This window comes from Streptomyces soli, from assembly GCF_003999195.1.
Lineage (GTDB): Bacteria > Actinomycetota > Actinomycetes > Streptomycetales > Streptomycetaceae > Actinacidiphila > Actinacidiphila soli.
Window position 1 is genome coordinate 1 of sequence record NZ_RJVR01000180.1, and the last position, 14,417, is coordinate 14,417.

Annotated in this window: 25 protein-coding genes; all 25 read right to left on the reverse strand. The window is 66.6% G+C overall.

What is annotated here, in order from left to right:
* Window positions 1-419: 419 nt before the first annotated feature.
* The 25 genes from truA to rplV all read right to left on the reverse strand — a co-directional run bounded on the left by truA (window position 420) and on the right by rplV (window position 14,383).
* Window positions 420-1,268, reverse strand: coding sequence for a tRNA pseudouridine(38-40) synthase TruA (truA, locus tag EFK10_RS15985; RefSeq protein WP_127356368.1), 849 nt, complete (start codon window positions 1,266-1,268; stop codon window positions 420-422).
* 73 nt (window positions 1,269-1,341) lie between these two features.
* A complete protein-coding gene (gene rplQ, locus EFK10_RS15990) occupies window positions 1,342-1,863 on the reverse strand; it encodes a 50S ribosomal protein L17 (protein WP_127356369.1) in 522 nt (173 codons plus the stop codon).
* A 91-nt stretch (window positions 1,864-1,954) separates the two neighbouring features.
* On the reverse strand, window positions 1,955-2,977 hold the full coding sequence (locus EFK10_RS15995) for a DNA-directed RNA polymerase subunit alpha (RefSeq protein WP_127356370.1): 1,023 nt from the start codon (window positions 2,975-2,977) through the stop codon (window positions 1,955-1,957).
* A gap of 133 nt (window positions 2,978-3,110) precedes the next feature.
* The gene (gene rpsK / locus EFK10_RS16000) at window positions 3,111-3,515 is read right to left on the reverse strand and encodes a 30S ribosomal protein S11 (protein ID WP_003956432.1); all 405 of its coding nucleotides are present in this window, start codon (window positions 3,513-3,515) and stop codon (window positions 3,111-3,113) included.
* A 67-nt stretch (window positions 3,516-3,582) separates the two neighbouring features.
* A complete protein-coding gene (gene rpsM / locus EFK10_RS16005) occupies window positions 3,583-3,963 on the reverse strand; it encodes a 30S ribosomal protein S13 (protein ID WP_127356371.1) in 381 nt (126 codons plus the stop codon).
* 183 nt (window positions 3,964-4,146) lie between these two features.
* Entirely contained in the window at window positions 4,147-4,260 is a 114-nt protein-coding gene (gene rpmJ, locus EFK10_RS16010; RefSeq protein ID WP_003956441.1) for a 50S ribosomal protein L36, read from the reverse strand.
* 38 nt (window positions 4,261-4,298) lie between these two features.
* Window positions 4,299-4,520: a translation initiation factor IF-1 gene (gene infA / locus EFK10_RS16015; protein WP_003956442.1), complete on the reverse strand. Its 222-nt coding sequence runs from the start codon at window positions 4,518-4,520 to the stop codon at window positions 4,299-4,301.
* Window positions 4,521-4,775: 255 nt separating this feature from the next.
* On the reverse strand, window positions 4,776-5,612 hold the full coding sequence (map, locus tag EFK10_RS16020; protein WP_127356372.1) for a type I methionyl aminopeptidase: 837 nt from the start codon (window positions 5,610-5,612) through the stop codon (window positions 4,776-4,778).
* 94 nt (window positions 5,613-5,706) lie between these two features.
* Window positions 5,707-6,375 (reverse strand): adenylate kinase, encoded by a 669-nt coding sequence (locus tag EFK10_RS16025; protein ID WP_127356373.1) that lies wholly within the window; start codon window positions 6,373-6,375, stop codon window positions 5,707-5,709.
* Entirely contained in the window at window positions 6,375-7,688 is a 1,314-nt protein-coding gene (gene secY / locus EFK10_RS16030) for a preprotein translocase subunit SecY (protein WP_127356374.1), read from the reverse strand. Before secY ends, EFK10_RS16025 begins: the two co-directional genes overlap by 1 nt.
* A gap of 177 nt (window positions 7,689-7,865) precedes the next feature.
* Complete coding sequence (rplO, locus tag EFK10_RS16035; protein WP_127356375.1) at window positions 7,866-8,321, reverse strand: 50S ribosomal protein L15; 456 nt, start codon at window positions 8,319-8,321, stop codon at window positions 7,866-7,868.
* 1 nt (window position 8,322) lies between these two features.
* Window positions 8,323-8,505, reverse strand: a complete 183-nt coding sequence (gene rpmD, locus EFK10_RS16040) for a 50S ribosomal protein L30 (RefSeq protein ID WP_037912396.1) — start codon at window positions 8,503-8,505, stop codon at window positions 8,323-8,325.
* Window positions 8,505-9,110: a 30S ribosomal protein S5 gene (gene rpsE, locus EFK10_RS16045; protein ID WP_127356376.1), complete on the reverse strand. Its 606-nt coding sequence runs from the start codon at window positions 9,108-9,110 to the stop codon at window positions 8,505-8,507. The genes rpmD and rpsE overlap by 1 nt, the downstream gene beginning before the upstream one ends.
* 43 nt (window positions 9,111-9,153) lie before the next feature.
* A complete protein-coding gene (gene rplR, locus EFK10_RS16050) occupies window positions 9,154-9,537 on the reverse strand; it encodes a 50S ribosomal protein L18 (protein WP_127356377.1) in 384 nt (127 codons plus the stop codon).
* A gap of 3 nt (window positions 9,538-9,540) precedes the next feature.
* Window positions 9,541-10,080: a 50S ribosomal protein L6 gene (rplF, locus tag EFK10_RS16055; protein WP_127356378.1), complete on the reverse strand. Its 540-nt coding sequence runs from the start codon at window positions 10,078-10,080 to the stop codon at window positions 9,541-9,543.
* 22 nt (window positions 10,081-10,102) lie between these two features.
* A complete protein-coding gene (rpsH, locus tag EFK10_RS16060) occupies window positions 10,103-10,501 on the reverse strand; it encodes a 30S ribosomal protein S8 (protein ID WP_127356379.1) in 399 nt (132 codons plus the stop codon).
* A 211-nt stretch (window positions 10,502-10,712) separates the two neighbouring features.
* On the reverse strand, window positions 10,713-10,898 hold the full coding sequence (locus EFK10_RS16070; RefSeq protein ID WP_030890724.1) for a type Z 30S ribosomal protein S14: 186 nt from the start codon (window positions 10,896-10,898) through the stop codon (window positions 10,713-10,715).
* A 3-nt stretch (window positions 10,899-10,901) separates the two neighbouring features.
* Window positions 10,902-11,459 (reverse strand): 50S ribosomal protein L5, encoded by a 558-nt coding sequence (rplE, locus tag EFK10_RS16075; RefSeq protein ID WP_127356380.1) that lies wholly within the window; start codon window positions 11,457-11,459, stop codon window positions 10,902-10,904.
* A complete protein-coding gene (gene rplX / locus EFK10_RS16080) occupies window positions 11,459-11,782 on the reverse strand; it encodes a 50S ribosomal protein L24 (protein WP_127356381.1) in 324 nt (107 codons plus the stop codon). Before rplX ends, rplE begins: the two co-directional genes overlap by 1 nt.
* Before the next feature lie 3 nt (window positions 11,783-11,785).
* Window positions 11,786-12,154 (reverse strand): 50S ribosomal protein L14, encoded by a 369-nt coding sequence (gene rplN / locus EFK10_RS16085; RefSeq protein ID WP_073492414.1) that lies wholly within the window; start codon window positions 12,152-12,154, stop codon window positions 11,786-11,788.
* Window positions 12,155-12,266: 112 nt separating this feature from the next.
* Entirely contained in the window at window positions 12,267-12,548 is a 282-nt protein-coding gene (gene rpsQ / locus EFK10_RS16090; protein ID WP_127356382.1) for a 30S ribosomal protein S17, read from the reverse strand.
* A complete protein-coding gene (gene rpmC / locus EFK10_RS16095) occupies window positions 12,548-12,772 on the reverse strand; it encodes a 50S ribosomal protein L29 (RefSeq protein WP_127356383.1) in 225 nt (74 codons plus the stop codon). Before rpmC ends, rpsQ begins: the two co-directional genes overlap by 1 nt.
* Window positions 12,772-13,191 (reverse strand): 50S ribosomal protein L16, encoded by a 420-nt coding sequence (gene rplP / locus EFK10_RS16100; protein ID WP_127356384.1) that lies wholly within the window; start codon window positions 13,189-13,191, stop codon window positions 12,772-12,774. The genes rpmC and rplP overlap by 1 nt, the downstream gene beginning before the upstream one ends.
* A gap of 5 nt (window positions 13,192-13,196) precedes the next feature.
* A complete protein-coding gene (gene rpsC / locus EFK10_RS16105) occupies window positions 13,197-14,036 on the reverse strand; it encodes a 30S ribosomal protein S3 (protein ID WP_127356385.1) in 840 nt (279 codons plus the stop codon).
* On the reverse strand, window positions 14,036-14,383 hold the full coding sequence (gene rplV, locus EFK10_RS16110; RefSeq protein ID WP_127356416.1) for a 50S ribosomal protein L22: 348 nt from the start codon (window positions 14,381-14,383) through the stop codon (window positions 14,036-14,038). The genes rpsC and rplV overlap by 1 nt, the downstream gene beginning before the upstream one ends.
* Window positions 14,384-14,417 lie beyond the last annotated feature (34 nt).

Here is a 14,417-nt window from a genome sequence, read left to right on the forward strand (position 1 = left end):
CGTGCGGCCTGGCCGCGGACCGTGACCTGGTCTCCGCAGCGCTCGCCGCACACACCACCCTGACCGACCCCGACGACCCAGCCACCGCGCGTCTGGACACCGTCCAGGCACGCAACACTCAGATCCTGTTCTCCCCAGGGCTGCAAGAGGCCCTGTCGAGTCAACCGCAGCGAGGCGCCAGCCCCACCCGGGGCCGCGCCCACACGGCAGCCCACCAGCCCGGAACCCTAGTTCCCCGGCAGCGGGCCCCTGCTCGGCAAAACACCGCCACCCGTAACGTACCCACCCCGGATGAGACCCGACCCGCAACCACGCGGCACAAGGCCCACACCGGAACAGCACGCCAGCGCGACCCGGTACCACAGGCACCAGGTCACGCCGGAACGGAAACGGCATCCCACACCAATACGGGATGAGTCTTAGCGGCACCCCGGCAGCGTGCGCATGTTGCGGGCCTCGCGGTTACGGGCCGCGAGCAGCTCGTCGGCCGGATAGCCGACCTCCTCCAGGGTGAGCCCGTGCGGCCGTACGACGTTGACCGCCGAGTGCCGGACGCGCCCGGCGAGGACCTCGCCGGGGAAGCCCACCGCGCGGTGCCCGTCGCCGACCAGGATCATCGCGCCGACCAGGGCGCGCACCATGTTGTGGCAGAAGGCGTCGGCCCGCACCGTGGCGACGGCCAGCCCGGTCGCCGGGTCCCGCTCCCAGTACAGCTCGAGGAGCGTACGGATCGTCGTGGCGCCCTCCCGCTTCTTGCAGTACGCCGCGAAGTCGTGCTCGCCGAGCAGCAGCTTCGCCGCCTCGTTCATCAGGCCGACGTCCACCGGCCTGTCGTGCCAGAGCACGTGCCCGCGCAGCAGCGGGTCGACGCCGCCCGGATGGTCGCCCACCCGGTACGCGTAACGCCGCCAGATCGCGGAGAAGCGCGCGTTGAAGCCCTCCGGGGCCTCGCTGACCCGCCACACCCGCACGTCCCAGGGCAGCCGCCCGGCCAGCCGCCGCAGAAGCTTGCCGCCCTCGGCCGCCCAGACCTCCGCCGGAAGGTCGACGTGGGCGACCTGGCCCCGCGCATGCACCCCGGCATCGGTTCGGCCGGCGACGGTCAGGTCCACCGGGTCCGCCAGCCGGAGCACGGTCTGGATGGCGGATTCCAGCTCGCCCTGCACGGTCCTCCGGTTCCGCTGCTTGGCCCAGCCGGAGAATTCGGCGCCGTCATAGGCCAGGTCCAGCCGCACCCGTACGAAACCGGGCTCCACCTCATCGCTCACGCGGGTGATCCTCTCAGAAACGCGAAACGGGCCCGCCCCCAGCAACCTGGGGGCGGGCCCGTCCTGGTACGCGTTACGCGTCCTTGGACTCCTCGGCCGGAGCCTCGTCCTCGACAACCTCGGCCTCGGCGTCAGCCTCGGGCTTGGCGTCCTCGACGACCTCGGGCTTGGCCTCGGACTCCTTGACCGCGCGCTTTGTCGCGGCCTCGGCCTCACCGGTCGCCTGCTGGGCGACGGTCAGGGCCTCCACCAGCTCGATGACCGCCATCGGGGCGTTGTCGCCACGACGGTTGCCGATCTTGGTGATGCGGGTGTAGCCACCGGGGCGGTTCTCGTACCGCGGGGCGATCTCGGTGAAGAGCGTGTGGACGACGCTCTTGTCCGTGATCGTCTGCAGCACCAGGCGACGGTTGTGGATGTCGCCCTTCTTCGCCTTGGTGACCAGGCGCTCCGCGATGGGACGCAGACGGCGCGCCTTGGCCTCGGTGGTGGTGATGCGGCCGTGCTCGAAGAGCGACTTCGCGAGGTTCGCGAGGAGAAGCTTCTCGTGCGCAGCGCTGCCGCCCAGACGGGCGCCCTTGGCGGGCTTCGGCATGGTGTTTCTCCTTGAGATCTGCACCGGCCGTATCAGGTACCGGTGTCAGGGCCCCGCAGGCGGACGCCTGCGGGCAGCAATCAGGTCAGGCTCAGTACTGCTCGGTCTCCACGAAGCCCGCGTCCGCGTCGTCGTCGGCGCCGAAGGCGTCGGCAGCGGCGGTCGGGTCGAATCCGGGCGGGCTGTCCTTGAGGGCCAGGCCCATTCCGGCCAGCTTCGCCTTGACCTCGTCGATCGACTTCGCACCGAAGTTGCGGATGTCGAGCAGGTCCGCCTCGGAACGCGCCACGAGCTCACCCACGGAGTGGATGCCCTCGCGCTTGAGGCAGTTGTACGAACGGACGGTGAGCTCGAGCTCCTCGATCGGGAGCGCGAGGTCCGCCGCCAGCGCGGCGTCCGTCGGGGACGGGCCCATGTCGATGCCCTCGGCATCGACGTTGAGCTCGCGGGCCAGGCCGAACAGCTCGACCAGGGTCTTACCGGCCGAAGCCATCGCGTCGCGCGGGCGCATGGCCTGCTTGGTCTCGACGTCGACGATCAGCTTGTCGAAGTCGGTGCGCTGCTCGACACGGGTCGCCTCGACCTTGTACGTGACCTTGAGCACCGGGCTGTAGATGGAGTCGACCGGGATCCGGCCGATTTCCTGGCCCTGCTGCTTGTTCTGGACGGCGGAGACGTAGCCGCGACCGCGCTCGACGGTCAGCTCCATCTCCAGCTTGCCCTTGGCGTTCAGGGTGGCCAGAACCAGGTCGGGGTTGTGCACCTCGACACCGGCCGGGGGCGCGATGTCGGCGGCGGTGACCACACCCGGGCCCTGCTTGCGCAGGTACATCACGACCGGCTCGTCGTGCTCCGAGGAGACGACCAGCTGCTTGATGTTGAGGATGAGGTCGGTGACGTCCTCCTTGACGCCCGGCACGGTGGTGAACTCGTGCAGGACACCGTCGACCCGGATCGAGGTGACTGCGGCACCCGGGATCGAGGAGAGGAGCGTACGGCGGAGCGAGTTGCCAAGGGTGTAGCCGAAGCCCGGCTCCAGCGGCTCGATCACGAACCGGGAGCGGAATTCGTCGACGACCTCTTCGGTCAACGAGGGGCGCTGAGCAATCAGCATGAGGTGTTGCCTCCAGTCTGCGGCACCCACTATTTGATGCCGACGGATACTGCAAGGGTACGGGCGGTACGGCCGCAAAGCGTCCGTACCGCCCGATCCGTACTACAAGCGCGAGTGCGCTGACGCCGGAGCGTCAGACACGGCGGCGCTTCGGCGGACGGCAGCCGTTGTGCGGGGTGGGGGTGACGTCCTGGATCGAGCCGACCTCGAGGCCAGTGGCCTGGAGGGAGCGGATCGCGGTCTCACGGCCGGAGCCGGGACCCTTGACGAAGACGTCGACCTTGCGCATGCCGTGCTCCTGCGCGCGGCGGGCGGCCGACTCGGCGGCCATCTGCGCGGCGAAGGGGGTGGACTTGCGCGAGCCCTTGAAGCCGACGTGGCCGGCGGAGGCCCAGGAGATCACGTTGCCGGACGGGTCCGTGATCGAGACGATGGTGTTGTTGAACGTGCTCTTGATGTGCGCGTGGCCGTGAGCGACGTTCTTCTTTTCCTTGCGGCGCACCTTCTTGGCAGCGCCCTGGCGACCCTTGGGGGGCATGTGTTGACTCCAGAGGGGAGGTGGTCGGTCCTACAGCGAAGACCGCTGATAAGCGTCCTGCTGAGGACTACTTCTTGCCCGGCTTCTTCTTACCGGCGATGGCGCGACGCGGGCCCTTGCGGGTGCGGGCGTTCGTGTGGGTGCGCTGACCGTGGACCGGCAGGCCACGGCGGTGCCGCAGACCCTGGTAGCAGCCGATCTCGACCTTGCGGCGGATGTCCGCCTGGACCTCACGGCGGAGGTCACCCTCGGTCTTGTAGTTGGCGTCCACGTACTCGCGGATCTTGACGAGGTCTTCCTCGGCAAGGTCGCGGACGCGGGTGTCCGGGTTCACGCCGGTGTTCTTCAGGGTCTCCTGGGCACGGGTGCGACCGATACCGAAGACGTAGGTGAGGGCGATCTCCACGCGCTTTTCGCGCGGGATGTCAACGCCCGAGATGCGTGCCACTGACTGGCTCCTGGTTAGCGTCGGAGGTCTTCCACAGCACCTCTCCCGGACCGTACGCGTACGTGGCGGCCGGGTCCCCGGCCTCCGCCGGGGGTGTCATCCCCTTCGCGCAGGGGATGGGTGACTGCGTATCTACATTTTGTGCGTCGCGCGAAGAACTGCGGTAGTGCAGGTGGTCGTACGTCAGCCCTGGCGCTGCTTGTGGCGCAGGTTGTCGCAGATGACCATGACCCGACCGTGGCGGCGGATCACCTTGCACTTGTCGCAGATCTTCTTGACGCTCGGCTTGACCTTCATGGGGTTCAGGTTCTCCGGGTCGTGAGATCTACTCGTTGCTACTTGTAGCGGTAGACGATCCGTCCGCGCGTCAGGTCGTACGGAGACAGCTCCACGACGACCCGGTCATCCGGGAGAATACGGATGTAGTGCATCCGCATCTTGCCGCTGATGTGCGCGAGGACCTTGTGACCGTTCTGCAGTTCCACCTTGAACATTGCGTTCGGCAGAGACTCGATAACGGTGCCCTCGATCTCGATGGCGCCTTGCTTCTTGGCCATGTCCTGCTTTCGGGATCGACTACCTTGGTCGGCCCGTACATGCACGCAGGCATGCGAGAGCCGACGTGTCAGTCTACGTCAGCCCATCCTGAAAGACGAATCCGGGCCCATACCATGCCCAATCCCCGAGATCATTACGCCCCCGGCCTCTTCTTCTCGCCGCTCTCGCGGGCGCTTCGCTGGCTTCGACCAGCTGCGCCGGCCTCCGGCCGACAACCCGACATGGGCCAACGCGCCCGGCCTGGGCACAGAACACTAGGCCAGCGGGTCCGGCGCCGCCGTGATGCCGTACTCCGCCAGCTTTGCCTTGCCGCCGTCCACGGCGGTCAGGACCAGGGGACCCTCTTCCGTCAGGGCGACGGAGTGCTCCCAGTGGGAGGACCAGGTGCCGTCGTTGGTTTTGACGGTCCACTCGTCTTCGAGGACGTGGGTGAGGGGGGTGCCGAGGCTGACCATGGGCTCGATGGCGAGGGCGAGGCCGGGGACGAGGCGGATGCCGCGGCCGCGCTTGCGATTGACGTAGTTGAGGAGGTGGGGGTCCATGTGCATGGCGGTGCCGATGCCGTGGCCGCCGTATTCCTCGATGATTCCGTACTTGCCGCCGCCGGGCTTGGGCTGGCGGCGGATGTAGGTCTCGATGGCGCGGGAGATGTCGACGAGACGGTCGCCCTTGCGGAAGGCGGCGATGCCGGCCCACATGGACTCCTCGGTGACGCGACTGAGCTCGACCAGCTCCGGAGCGTGACCGGTGCCGACGAAGGCAGTGTACGCGGCGTCGCCGTGCCAGCCGTCGACGATGGCGCCGCAGTCGATGGAGATGATGTCGCCGTCCTTGAGAACGGTCGCGGTGTCCGGGATGCCGTGGACGACGACGTCGTTGACCGAGGTGCAGATGGTCGCAGGGAAGCCGCCATAACCGAGGAAGTTCGACTTGGCCCCGTGGTCGGCGAGCACCTTGCGCGCGACGTCGTCCAGGTCCTTCGTCGTGGCCCCGGGGACCGCCGCCTCGCGGGTCGCCTCGTGGATGGCCGCGACGACAAGACCCGCCGCCCGCATCTTCGCGATCTGCTCGGGGTTCTTGATCTCGACCATCGGCTTACGCCCTCCTCTAAACGGCCTGCGTTCAACGGTAACGGCCGCGGCGCCCCATGGGCACCGCGGCCGTTTTGCACTTCGTACGTACTGCCTACTCCGCTACCGCGCCCTTGCGTGCCCGCAGCGCGTCCATCGCCCGCTGGGTCACCTCGGCCACCGGCCCGAGCGCGGAGATGGTGATCACCAGATCCTGCGCCCGGTAGTAGTCGATGATCGGCTCGGTCTCGCGGTGGTAGACCTCGAGACGGCGCCGCACCGTCTCCTCGGTGTCGTCCTCGCGCTGGTACAGCTCGCCACCGCACTCGTCGCAGACGCCGTCGACCTTGGGCTTCTTGTACTCGACGTGGACGGTGTGGCTGCTGTCATTGCGGCACGTACGGCGGCCCGCGATGCGCCGGACCACTTCCTCCTCCGGGACCTCGAGGTCGAGGACCGCGTCGAGCGCGATGCCCTCCTCCTTGAGGATCCGGTCGAGCGCCTCGGCCTGTGCGAGGTTGCGCGGGAAGCCGTCCAGCAGGAAGCCGTGCTCGGCATCCGACTGCTCCAGGCGGTCCTTCGCCATGCCGATGGTGACCTCGTCGGGCACCAGGTCGCCGACCTTCATGTAGGCCTGCGCCTGCTTGCCGAGCGGCGTGCCCTGGCTGATGTTGGCGCGGAAGAGGTCGCCCGTGGAAATGTGCGGGATCGACAGGTTCCTGGCAAGGTACGCGGCCTGCGTACCCTTGCCCGCCCCAGGAGGGCCGACGAGGACGATGCGCATCAGCGGAGGAACCCTTCGTAATTACGCTGCTGAAGCTGGCTCTCGATCTGCTTCACGGTCTCCAGACCGACACCCACGATGATGAGGATGCTCGTCCCGCCGAACGGGAAGTTCTGGTTCGCGTTGAACAGCACCAGCGCCACGGTGGGCACCAGGGCGATCAGACCCAGATACATCGCACCCGGCCACGTGATCCGATTGAGCACGTAGCTGAGGTACTCAGCGGTGGGTCGACCAGCCCGGATGCCCGGGATGAACCCACCATACTTCTTCATGTTGTCGGCCACTTCCTCGGGGTTGAAGGAGATGGCGACGTAGAAGAACGCGAAGAAAACGATCAGCAGGAAGTACGTGGTGATGTAAATCGGGTGGTCGCCCTTGACCAGGTTGGCCTGCACCCATTGCGCCCACGGCGCTGTCGAGCCGCTGAACGACACGACCAGCGACGGGATGTAGAGCAGCGACGAGGCGAAGATGACCGGGATCACACCCGCCTGGTTGACCTTCAAGGGGATGTACGTGGACGTACCGCCGTAGGACCGGCGGCCGATCATGCGCTTCGCGTACTGGACCGGGATACGGCGCTGGGCCTGTTCGACGAAGACCACCAGGCCCACCATCACCAGGCCGATCGCGATCACCGAGCCGAATTCGACCCAGCCGCCCCCGATCTTGCCGGCCGTCTTGATGGCCCACAGGGAGGTCGGGAAGCCGGAGGCGATCGACACGAACATCAGGATCGACATGCCGTTGCCGATGCCGCGGTCGGTGATGAGTTCACCGAGCCACATGATGACGGCGGTGCCGGCGGTCATGGTGACGACCATGGTGATCGTGGTGAAGATCGACGTGTCCGGGACGATGCCGAACCGGTTGGAGCACTGGGAGAACAGCGTGCCGGAGCGGGCGGTGGCCACCAGGCCGGTGCCCTGCAGTACGGCGAGCGCGACGGTCAGATAGCGCGTGTACTGCGTGATCTTCGTGGTGCCTGCCTGGCCCTCCTTCTTGAGGGCCTCCAGGCGCGGAATGACCACGGTCAGCAGCTGAAGGATGATGCTCGCCGTGATGTACGGCATGATCCCGAGCGCGAAGATGGTCAGCTGGAGAAGCGCACCACCGCTGAACAGGTTGACCAGGCCGAACAGCCCCTGGGAACCGCCGACTTCCTTGATGCACTGATTGACGACCTGATAGTCGACGCCCGGTACCGGGACGTGGGCTCCCAGCCGGTACAGCACCATGATGCCCAGCGTGAACAGCAGCTTCTTGCGCAGGTCGGGCGTCCTGAACGCCCGGGCGAACGCGGTGAGCACGGTGCCTCCTGCGACCCCCGCGACGCGCGCGGTAGGTGACGGTCTCGATTGCTAGGACAACGAATGAATAGCAGTGTCCGCCACCTTACCGGCGAGGAACGTCCGCTAGGAATGACCAACCGGGGATGCCCCGCACAAAGTGCGGAACATCCCCGGTTGAGGAGTCACTTTTCGAACTCAGACGAGCTCGGTGACGGTGCCGCCGGCAGCGGCGATCTTCTCCTTGGCGGAGCCGGAGACCGCGTCAACGGTCACCTGCAGCGCCACGGTGATCTCGCCGGTGCCGAGCACCTTGACGAGGTGGTTCTTGCGAACCGCACCCTTGTCGATCAGGTCCGCAACCGTGACCTCGCCACCCTCGGGGTAGAGGACCGCGAGCTTGTCCAGGTTGACGACCTGGTACTCGGTACGGAACGGGTTCTTGAAGCCCTTGAGCTTCGGCAGGCGCATGTGGAGGGGCATCTGCCCACCCTCAAAGCGCGCGGGAACCTGGTAGCGGGCCTTGGTGCCCTTGGTACCACGACCGGCCGTCTTGCCCTTGGACGCCTCACCACGACCCACGCGGGTCTTGGCGGTCTTGGCGCCCGGAGCCGGACGGAGGTTGTGCGGCTTGAGCGGGTTCTCGTTACTCATGTCAGTCAACCTCCTCGACCGTGACGAGGTGGCGGACGGTGTGGACCATGCCGCGGATCTCCGGGCGGTCCTCCTTGACCACAACGTCGTTCAGGCGCTTGAGCCCGAGCGAACGCAGGGTGTCACGGTGGTTCTGCTTGCTACCGATGTAGGACTTCGTCTGCGTGACCTTGAGGCGAGCCATTACGCACCCACCCCGGCACGAGCACGCAGCAGGGCTGCGGGCGCGACGTCCTCCAGCGGCAGGCCGCGGCGGGCAGCGATCTCCTCGGGGCGCTGAAGGCCCTGAAGCGCGGCCACCGTGGCGTGCACGATGTTGATCGCGTTCGACGATCCGAGCGACTTCGACAGGATGTCGTGGACGCCGGCGCACTCGAGCACGGCACGCACCGGGCCACCGGCGATAACGCCGGTACCGGGGGAAGCCGGCTTGAGCATGACGACGCCCGCCGCCTTCTCACCCTGGATCGGGTGCGGGATGGTGCCCTGGATACGGGGGACCTTGAAGAAGTGCTTCTTGGCCTCCTCAACACCCTTGGCGATGGCGGCCGGCACCTCCTTGGCCTTGCCGTAACCGACACCGACGGTGCCGTCACCATCGCCCACCACGACCAGCGCGGTGAAGCTGAAGCGACGACCACCCTTCACAACCTTGGCGACACGGTTGATGGCGACAACACGCTCGACGTAGGCGGTCTTCTCGGCCTGCTGGCCACCGTCCCGCCGGTCCTTGCGTTCCCGCCGCTCGCCGCCACCGGCACCGCTTCCGCGGCGCTGGGGTCCAGCCATTGGAATTACCTCTCTTCGTTGCTTCCGCTAGCTACGAGCGGACTCAGAACTTGAGCCCGGCTTCGCGGGCGGCGTCCGCCAGGGCGGCGATGCGCCCGGCGTACTGGTTGCCGCCACGGTCGAACACGACAGTCTCGACGCCCTTGGCCTTCGCACGCTCGGCCACGAGCTGGCCGACCTGCTTCGCCTTGGCGCTCTTGTCGCCTTCGCCGCCGCGGATGGACGAGTCGAGAGTCGACGCCGACGCGAGCGTGTGGCCCGCGATGTCGTCGATGACCTGAGCCGTGATACCGCGGTTGGAGCGGGTCACGACCAGGCGCGGGCGCTCCTGCGTACCCGAGATCCGCTTGCGGACCCGGATGTGGCGACGCTTGAGGGCGGCACCCTTGTACGCCTTGCCCTTGGCGATCTTCACACCGTATGCCATGGCTTACTTACCCGCCTTTCCGACCTTGCGGCGGATGACTTCGCCCTCGTACTTGACACCCTTGGCCTTGTACGGGTCGGGCTTCCGCAGCTTGCGGATGTTCGCGGCGACCTCGCCGACCTTCTGCTTGTCGATGCCCTCGACCGAGAACTTGGTGGGGTTCTCGACCTTGAAGGAGATGCCCTCAGGGGCCTCGACGAGGATCGGGTGGCTGTAGCCCAGGGCGAACTCCAGGTTGGAGCCCTTCGCCTGAACGCGGTAGCCGACACCGCTGATCTCGAGCTTCTTGCTGTAGCCCGCGGTCACGCCGGTGATCATGTTCGCCACCAGCGTGCGGGACAGGCCATGCAGGGCCTTGTTCTGACGCTCGTCGTTGGGGCGGGTCACCTGCAGGGTGCCGTCCTCGCCCTTGGCGATCTCGATCGGCGCGGCAACGGTGTGGGAGAGGGAACCCTTGGGGCCCTTCACCGAAACCGTCCGGCCATCGATGGTGACGTCCACGCCGGCGGGAACCGGGATGGGCAGCCGTCCAATACGCGACATTGCTGAACCTCCGTTTCCCGAGTTACCAGACGTAGGCGAGGACTTCTCCGCCTACACCCTTCTTGGCGGCCTGCTGGCCGGTGAGGAGACCGTGGGACGTGGAGATGATCGCCACGCCCAGGCCGCCGAGCACCTTCGGCAGGTTGGTGGACTTTGCGTAGACCCGCAGACCGGGCTTGCTGATGCGCTTGATGCCGGCGATCGAGCGCTCGCGGTTCGGACCGAACTTCAGGTCGATGGTGAGGTTCTTGCCGACCTCGGCGTCCTCGACCTTCCAGCCCGCGATGTAACCCTCCTGCTGGAGGATCTCCGCGATGTGCGACTTGATCTTGCTGAACGGCATGGTGACATCGTCGTGGTACGCGGAGTTCGCGTTCCGCAGACGCGTCAGCATGTCTGCGATCGGGTCAGTCATGGTCATGTGATGGCCTTAGGCCTCTCTCGCCGGGGTTTCCTATCTGCGCCATCCCTCTCCCCCACTCATGCTGGGGACGGGTGCGGCACGGGGACCTACGGCGTAGTAAGACGGTCGTGGGCGGCGGGCGCCCAACCCTTCTACCTTACGGTACGAAAGGCCGGGCTCCCGCCATCCAGATGCTTACCGAGAGCCCTGGTGCAACCTGAAGAGGTTGTTACCAGGAGCTCTTGGTCACGCCCGGCAGCTCGCCACGGTGAGCCATCTCACGAAGGCACACGCGGCACAGGCCGAACTTGCGGTACACGGAGTGGGGACGACCGCAGCGCTGGCAACGGTTGTAGGCACGGACCGCAAACTTGGGCTTGCGGGCGGCCTTGGCAATGAGAGCCTTCTTCGCCACGGCTCACGCCTCCTTGAACGGGAAGCCGAGGTGACGAAGGAGCGCGCGGCCCTCAGCGTCGTTGGTCGCCGTGGTGACCACGGTGATGTCCATACCCCGGACGCGGTCGATCTTGTCCTGGTCGATCTCGTGGAACATGACCTGCTCCGTGAGACCGAAGGTGTAGTTGCCACGGCCGTCGAACTGCTTCGGCGACAGACCACGGAAGTCGCGGATGCGCGGGAGCGCGAGCGACAGCGTACGGTCCAGGAACTCCCACATGCGGTCGCCCCGGAGGGTGACGTGGGCGCCGATCGGCTGGCCCTCACGCAGCTTGAACTGCGCGATGGACTTACGGGCCTTGGTGACGGCCGGCTTCTGACCGGTGATCGTGGCGAGGTCGCGGATGGCGCCCTCGATCAGCTTGGAGTCGCGGGCGGCGTCGCCCACACCCATGTTGACCACGATCTTGACGAGGCCGGGGATCTGCATGACGTTCTCGTACGAGAACTCCTCACGCAGCTTGCCCGCGATTTCCTCGCGGTAGCGCAGCTTGAGGCGCGGCTGGGTGGTGGTAGTCATCAGATGTCCTCACCCGTCCGCTTGGCAACGCGGATCTTGTTGCCCTCGTCGTCGAAGCGGTATCCGACGCGAGTGACGACCTTCTTGCCGTCCTTCTCCACGACCAGCTGAACGTTGCTGACGTGAATCGGGGCCTCGGTCGTGATGATGCCGCCGGTCTTGGAACCACGGGCGGTCTGGCCGGCCTTGGTGTGCTTCTTGACCCGGTTGACACCCTCGACCAGGACGCGGTCGTCGACGGGGTAGGCAACGATGACCTTGCCCGTCTTGCCCTTGTCCTTACCGGTGATGACCTGGACCAGGTCGCCCTTCTTGATCTTCATCGGTTACAGCACCTCCGGCGCGAGAGAAACGATCTTCATGAACTTCTTCTCGCGCAGCTCACGACCCACCGGGCCGAAGATACGGGTGCCGCGGGGGTCGCCGTCGTTCTTCAGAATGACGGCGGCGTTCTCGTCGAACCGGATGTACGAGCCGTCTGCGCGGCGGCGCTCCTTGACGGTCCGGACGATGACCGCCTTGACGACCTCGCCCTTCTTCACGTTGCCACCGGGGATCGCGTCCTTGACGGTGGCGACGATGACGTCACCGATTCCCGCGTAGCGGCGGCCCGAGCCACCGAGAACACGGATGCAAAGGATTTCCTTCGCACCGGTGTTGTCGGCGATCCGAAGCCGCGACTCCTGCTGGATCACGTCTATCTCCTGATTGTCGCGTCGGTTCCCGGCAGGGGCGGGTTGCCCCGACCCCTACCGAGCCTGACGGAACGGTCCTGAGGGCCCACCATTTTTTCCGGGCCCTCAGGGATTACTTGGCCTTCTCGAGGATCTCGACGATCCGCCACCGCTTCGTGGCGGACTGCGGCCGGGTCTCCGCGAGGAGGACACGGTCGCCGACGCCGGCGGCGTTCTGCTCGTCATGCGCCTTGAGCTTGTTCGTGCGGCGGATGACCTTGCCGTAGAGGGCGTGCTTGACACGGTCCTCGACGGCAACGACGACGGTCTTGTCCATCTTGTCGCTGACGACAAGGCCCTCGCGGGTCTTGCGGTCGGCGCGTGCGGTCTTGTCAGTCACATTCTTCTCGCTCATCAGGCGCTCTCCACCGTCTCGATGCCGAGCTCACGCTCACGCATGAGGGTGTAGATCCGGGCGATGTCCTTGCGGACGATCTTCAGCCGGGTGTTGTTCTCCAGCTGGCCGGTGGCCGCCTGGAAGCGAAGGTTGAACAGCTCTTCCTTCGCCTCGCGGAGCTTGCCGAGGAGACCCTCGTCATCCAGCTCACGCAGCTCTGCCGTCTTGGTGCCGGCCGCCATTACGACTCACCTGCCTCGCGCCGGATGATCCGGCACTTCATCGGAAGCTTGTGGGCGGCGCGGGTCAGCGCCTCCTTGGCAACCTTTTCGTTCGGGAAGGACAGCTCGAACATCACCCGGCCGGGGTGAACGTTCGCGATCCACCACTCCGGAGAACCCTTACCGGAACCCATGCGGGTTTCGGCCGGCTTCTTCGTCAGCGGACGGTCCGGGTAGATGTTGATCCAGACCTTGCCACCACGGCGAATGTGACGGGTGATGGCGATACGAGCGGACTCGATCTGCCGGTTCGTCACATAGGCCGGGGTCACGGCCTGGATGCCGTACTCACCGAACGCCAGCTCGGTGCCGCCCTTGGCCATGCCACGGCGCTTGGGGTGGTGCTGCTTACGGTGCTTGACCCGACGGGGGATCAGCATGAGGGTCAGGCCTCCGTTCCGGGGGTCTCCGCAGCCGCCGGAGCCTCAGAAGCGACAGCTTCGGCCTTGGGGGCCTGGGCAGCGTCACCCTGGGGACGACGACCACGGCCGCCGCGCTCGCCACCGCGGCGCTGCGGACGGTCATTACCGCCACCGCCGGCACCACGCGCCGGGCGGTTGCCCGCGCGGGCAGCGGCGTTGTCGGCGCGGACCTCGGCGATGTTCTTGACGTCGCCCTTGTAGATCCAGACCTTCACACCGATACGGCCGAAGGTCGTACGGGCCTCGAAGAAGCCGTAGTCGACGTTCGCGCGGAGCGTGTGCAGGGGCACACGGCCCTCGCGGTAGAACTCCGAGCGGGACATCTCGGCGCCGCCGAGACGACCGCCACACTGGATCTTGATGCCCTTGGCGCCGGCCTTCATCGTGCTCTGCATGCTCTTGCGCATCGCACGACGGAAGGAGACACGGGAGGACAGCTGCTCGGCGACGGCCTGGGCCACCAACTGAGCGTCCGTCTCCGGGTTCTTGACCTCGAGGATGTTCAGCTGGACCTGCTTGCCGGTCAGCTTCTCGAGGTCACCGCGGATACGGTCGGCCTCCGCGCCACGACGGCCGATGACGATGCCCGGCCGGGCGGTGTGGATGTCGACGCGGACGCGGTCACGGGTGCGCTCGATCTCAACCTTCGAGATGCCGGCGCGCTCCATGCCCTGCGTCATCATCTTGCGGATGGCCACGTCTTCCTTGACGTAGTCCTTGTACAGCTTGTCGGCGTACCAACGGGACTTGAAGTCCGTGGTGATGCCGAGCCGGAACCCATGCGGGTTAACCTTCTGGCCCATTACCGGGTCCCTTCCTTGCTGGAGACGACCACGGTGATGTGGCTGGTCCGCTTGCGGATCCGGTAGGCACGGCCCTGGGCGCGCGGCCGGAACCGCTTCAGGGTCGGGCCCTCGTCCACGAACGCCTCGCTGATGAACAGCGACTCGGCGTCCGTGTGGTCGTAGTTGTGCGCGGCGTTGGCAATGGCACTGTCCAGCACCTTGCCCACCGGCACGCTCGCGGCCTGCGGGGCGAAACGCAGGACCGCCTGAGCCTCCGTGGCGCTCATGCCACGGATAAGGTCCACCACGCGGCGGGCCTTCATGGGCGTGACGCGGATGTACCGCGCCTGGGCCCTGGCTTCCATGGTTGTCCCTTCGGTGTCAGTCATAGTCGTTCAC

Bases quoted from the DNA above. Each gene is read 5' to 3' on its own strand.
- rplQ (WP_127356369.1), bottom strand. From the start codon at position 1,863: ATGCCGAAGCCCGCCAAGGGCGCCCGTCTGGGCGGCAGCGCTGCGCAC.
- EFK10_RS15995 (WP_127356370.1), bottom strand. From the start codon at position 2,977: ATGCTGATTGCTCAGCGCCCCTCGTTGACCGAAGAGGTCGTCGACGAA.
- rplO (WP_127356375.1), bottom strand. From the start codon at position 8,321: ATGAGTAACGAGAACCCGCTCAAGCCGCACAACCTCCGTCCGGCTCCG.
- rplP (WP_127356384.1), bottom strand. From the start codon at position 13,191: ATGCTGATCCCCCGTCGGGTCAAGCACCGTAAGCAGCACCACCCCAAG.
- rpsH (WP_127356379.1), bottom strand. From the start codon at position 10,501: ATGACCATGACTGACCCGATCGCAGACATGCTGACGCGTCTGCGGAAC.
- rpsE (WP_127356376.1), bottom strand. From the start codon at position 9,110: ATGGCTGGACCCCAGCGCCGCGGAAGCGGTGCCGGTGGCGGCGAGCGG.
- rplX (WP_127356381.1), bottom strand. From the start codon at position 11,782: ATGAAGATCAAGAAGGGCGACCTGGTCCAGGTCATCACCGGTAAGGAC.
- rpsC (WP_127356385.1), bottom strand. From the start codon at position 14,036: ATGGGCCAGAAGGTTAACCCGCATGGGTTCCGGCTCGGCATCACCACG.
- rplF (WP_127356378.1), bottom strand. From the start codon at position 10,080: ATGTCGCGTATTGGACGGCTGCCCATCCCGGTTCCCGCCGGCGTGGAC.
- map (WP_127356372.1), bottom strand. From the start codon at position 5,612: ATGGTCGAGATCAAGAACCCCGAGCAGATCGCGAAGATGCGGGCGGCG.
- rpmD (WP_037912396.1), bottom strand. From the start codon at position 8,505: ATGGCTCGCCTCAAGGTCACGCAGACGAAGTCCTACATCGGTAGCAAG.
- rplV (WP_127356416.1), bottom strand. From the start codon at position 14,383: ATGGAAGCCAGGGCCCAGGCGCGGTACATCCGCGTCACGCCCATGAAG.
- rpmJ (WP_003956441.1), bottom strand. From the start codon at position 4,260: ATGAAGGTCAAGCCGAGCGTCAAGAAGATCTGCGACAAGTGCAAGGTG.
- rpmC (WP_127356383.1), bottom strand. From the start codon at position 12,772: ATGGCGGCCGGCACCAAGACGGCAGAGCTGCGTGAGCTGGATGACGAG.
- rpsK (WP_003956432.1), bottom strand. From the start codon at position 3,515: ATGCCCCCCAAGGGTCGCCAGGGCGCTGCCAAGAAGGTGCGCCGCAAG.
- rpsQ (WP_127356382.1), bottom strand. From the start codon at position 12,548: ATGAGCGAGAAGAATGTGACTGACAAGACCGCACGCGCCGACCGCAAG.
- infA (WP_003956442.1), bottom strand. From the start codon at position 4,520: ATGGCCAAGAAGCAAGGCGCCATCGAGATCGAGGGCACCGTTATCGAG.
- rplR (WP_127356377.1), bottom strand. From the start codon at position 9,537: ATGGCATACGGTGTGAAGATCGCCAAGGGCAAGGCGTACAAGGGTGCC.
- EFK10_RS16025 (WP_127356373.1), bottom strand. From the start codon at position 6,375: ATGCGCATCGTCCTCGTCGGCCCTCCTGGGGCGGGCAAGGGTACGCAG.
- rplE (WP_127356380.1), bottom strand. From the start codon at position 11,459: ATGACTACCACCACCCAGCCGCGCCTCAAGCTGCGCTACCGCGAGGAA.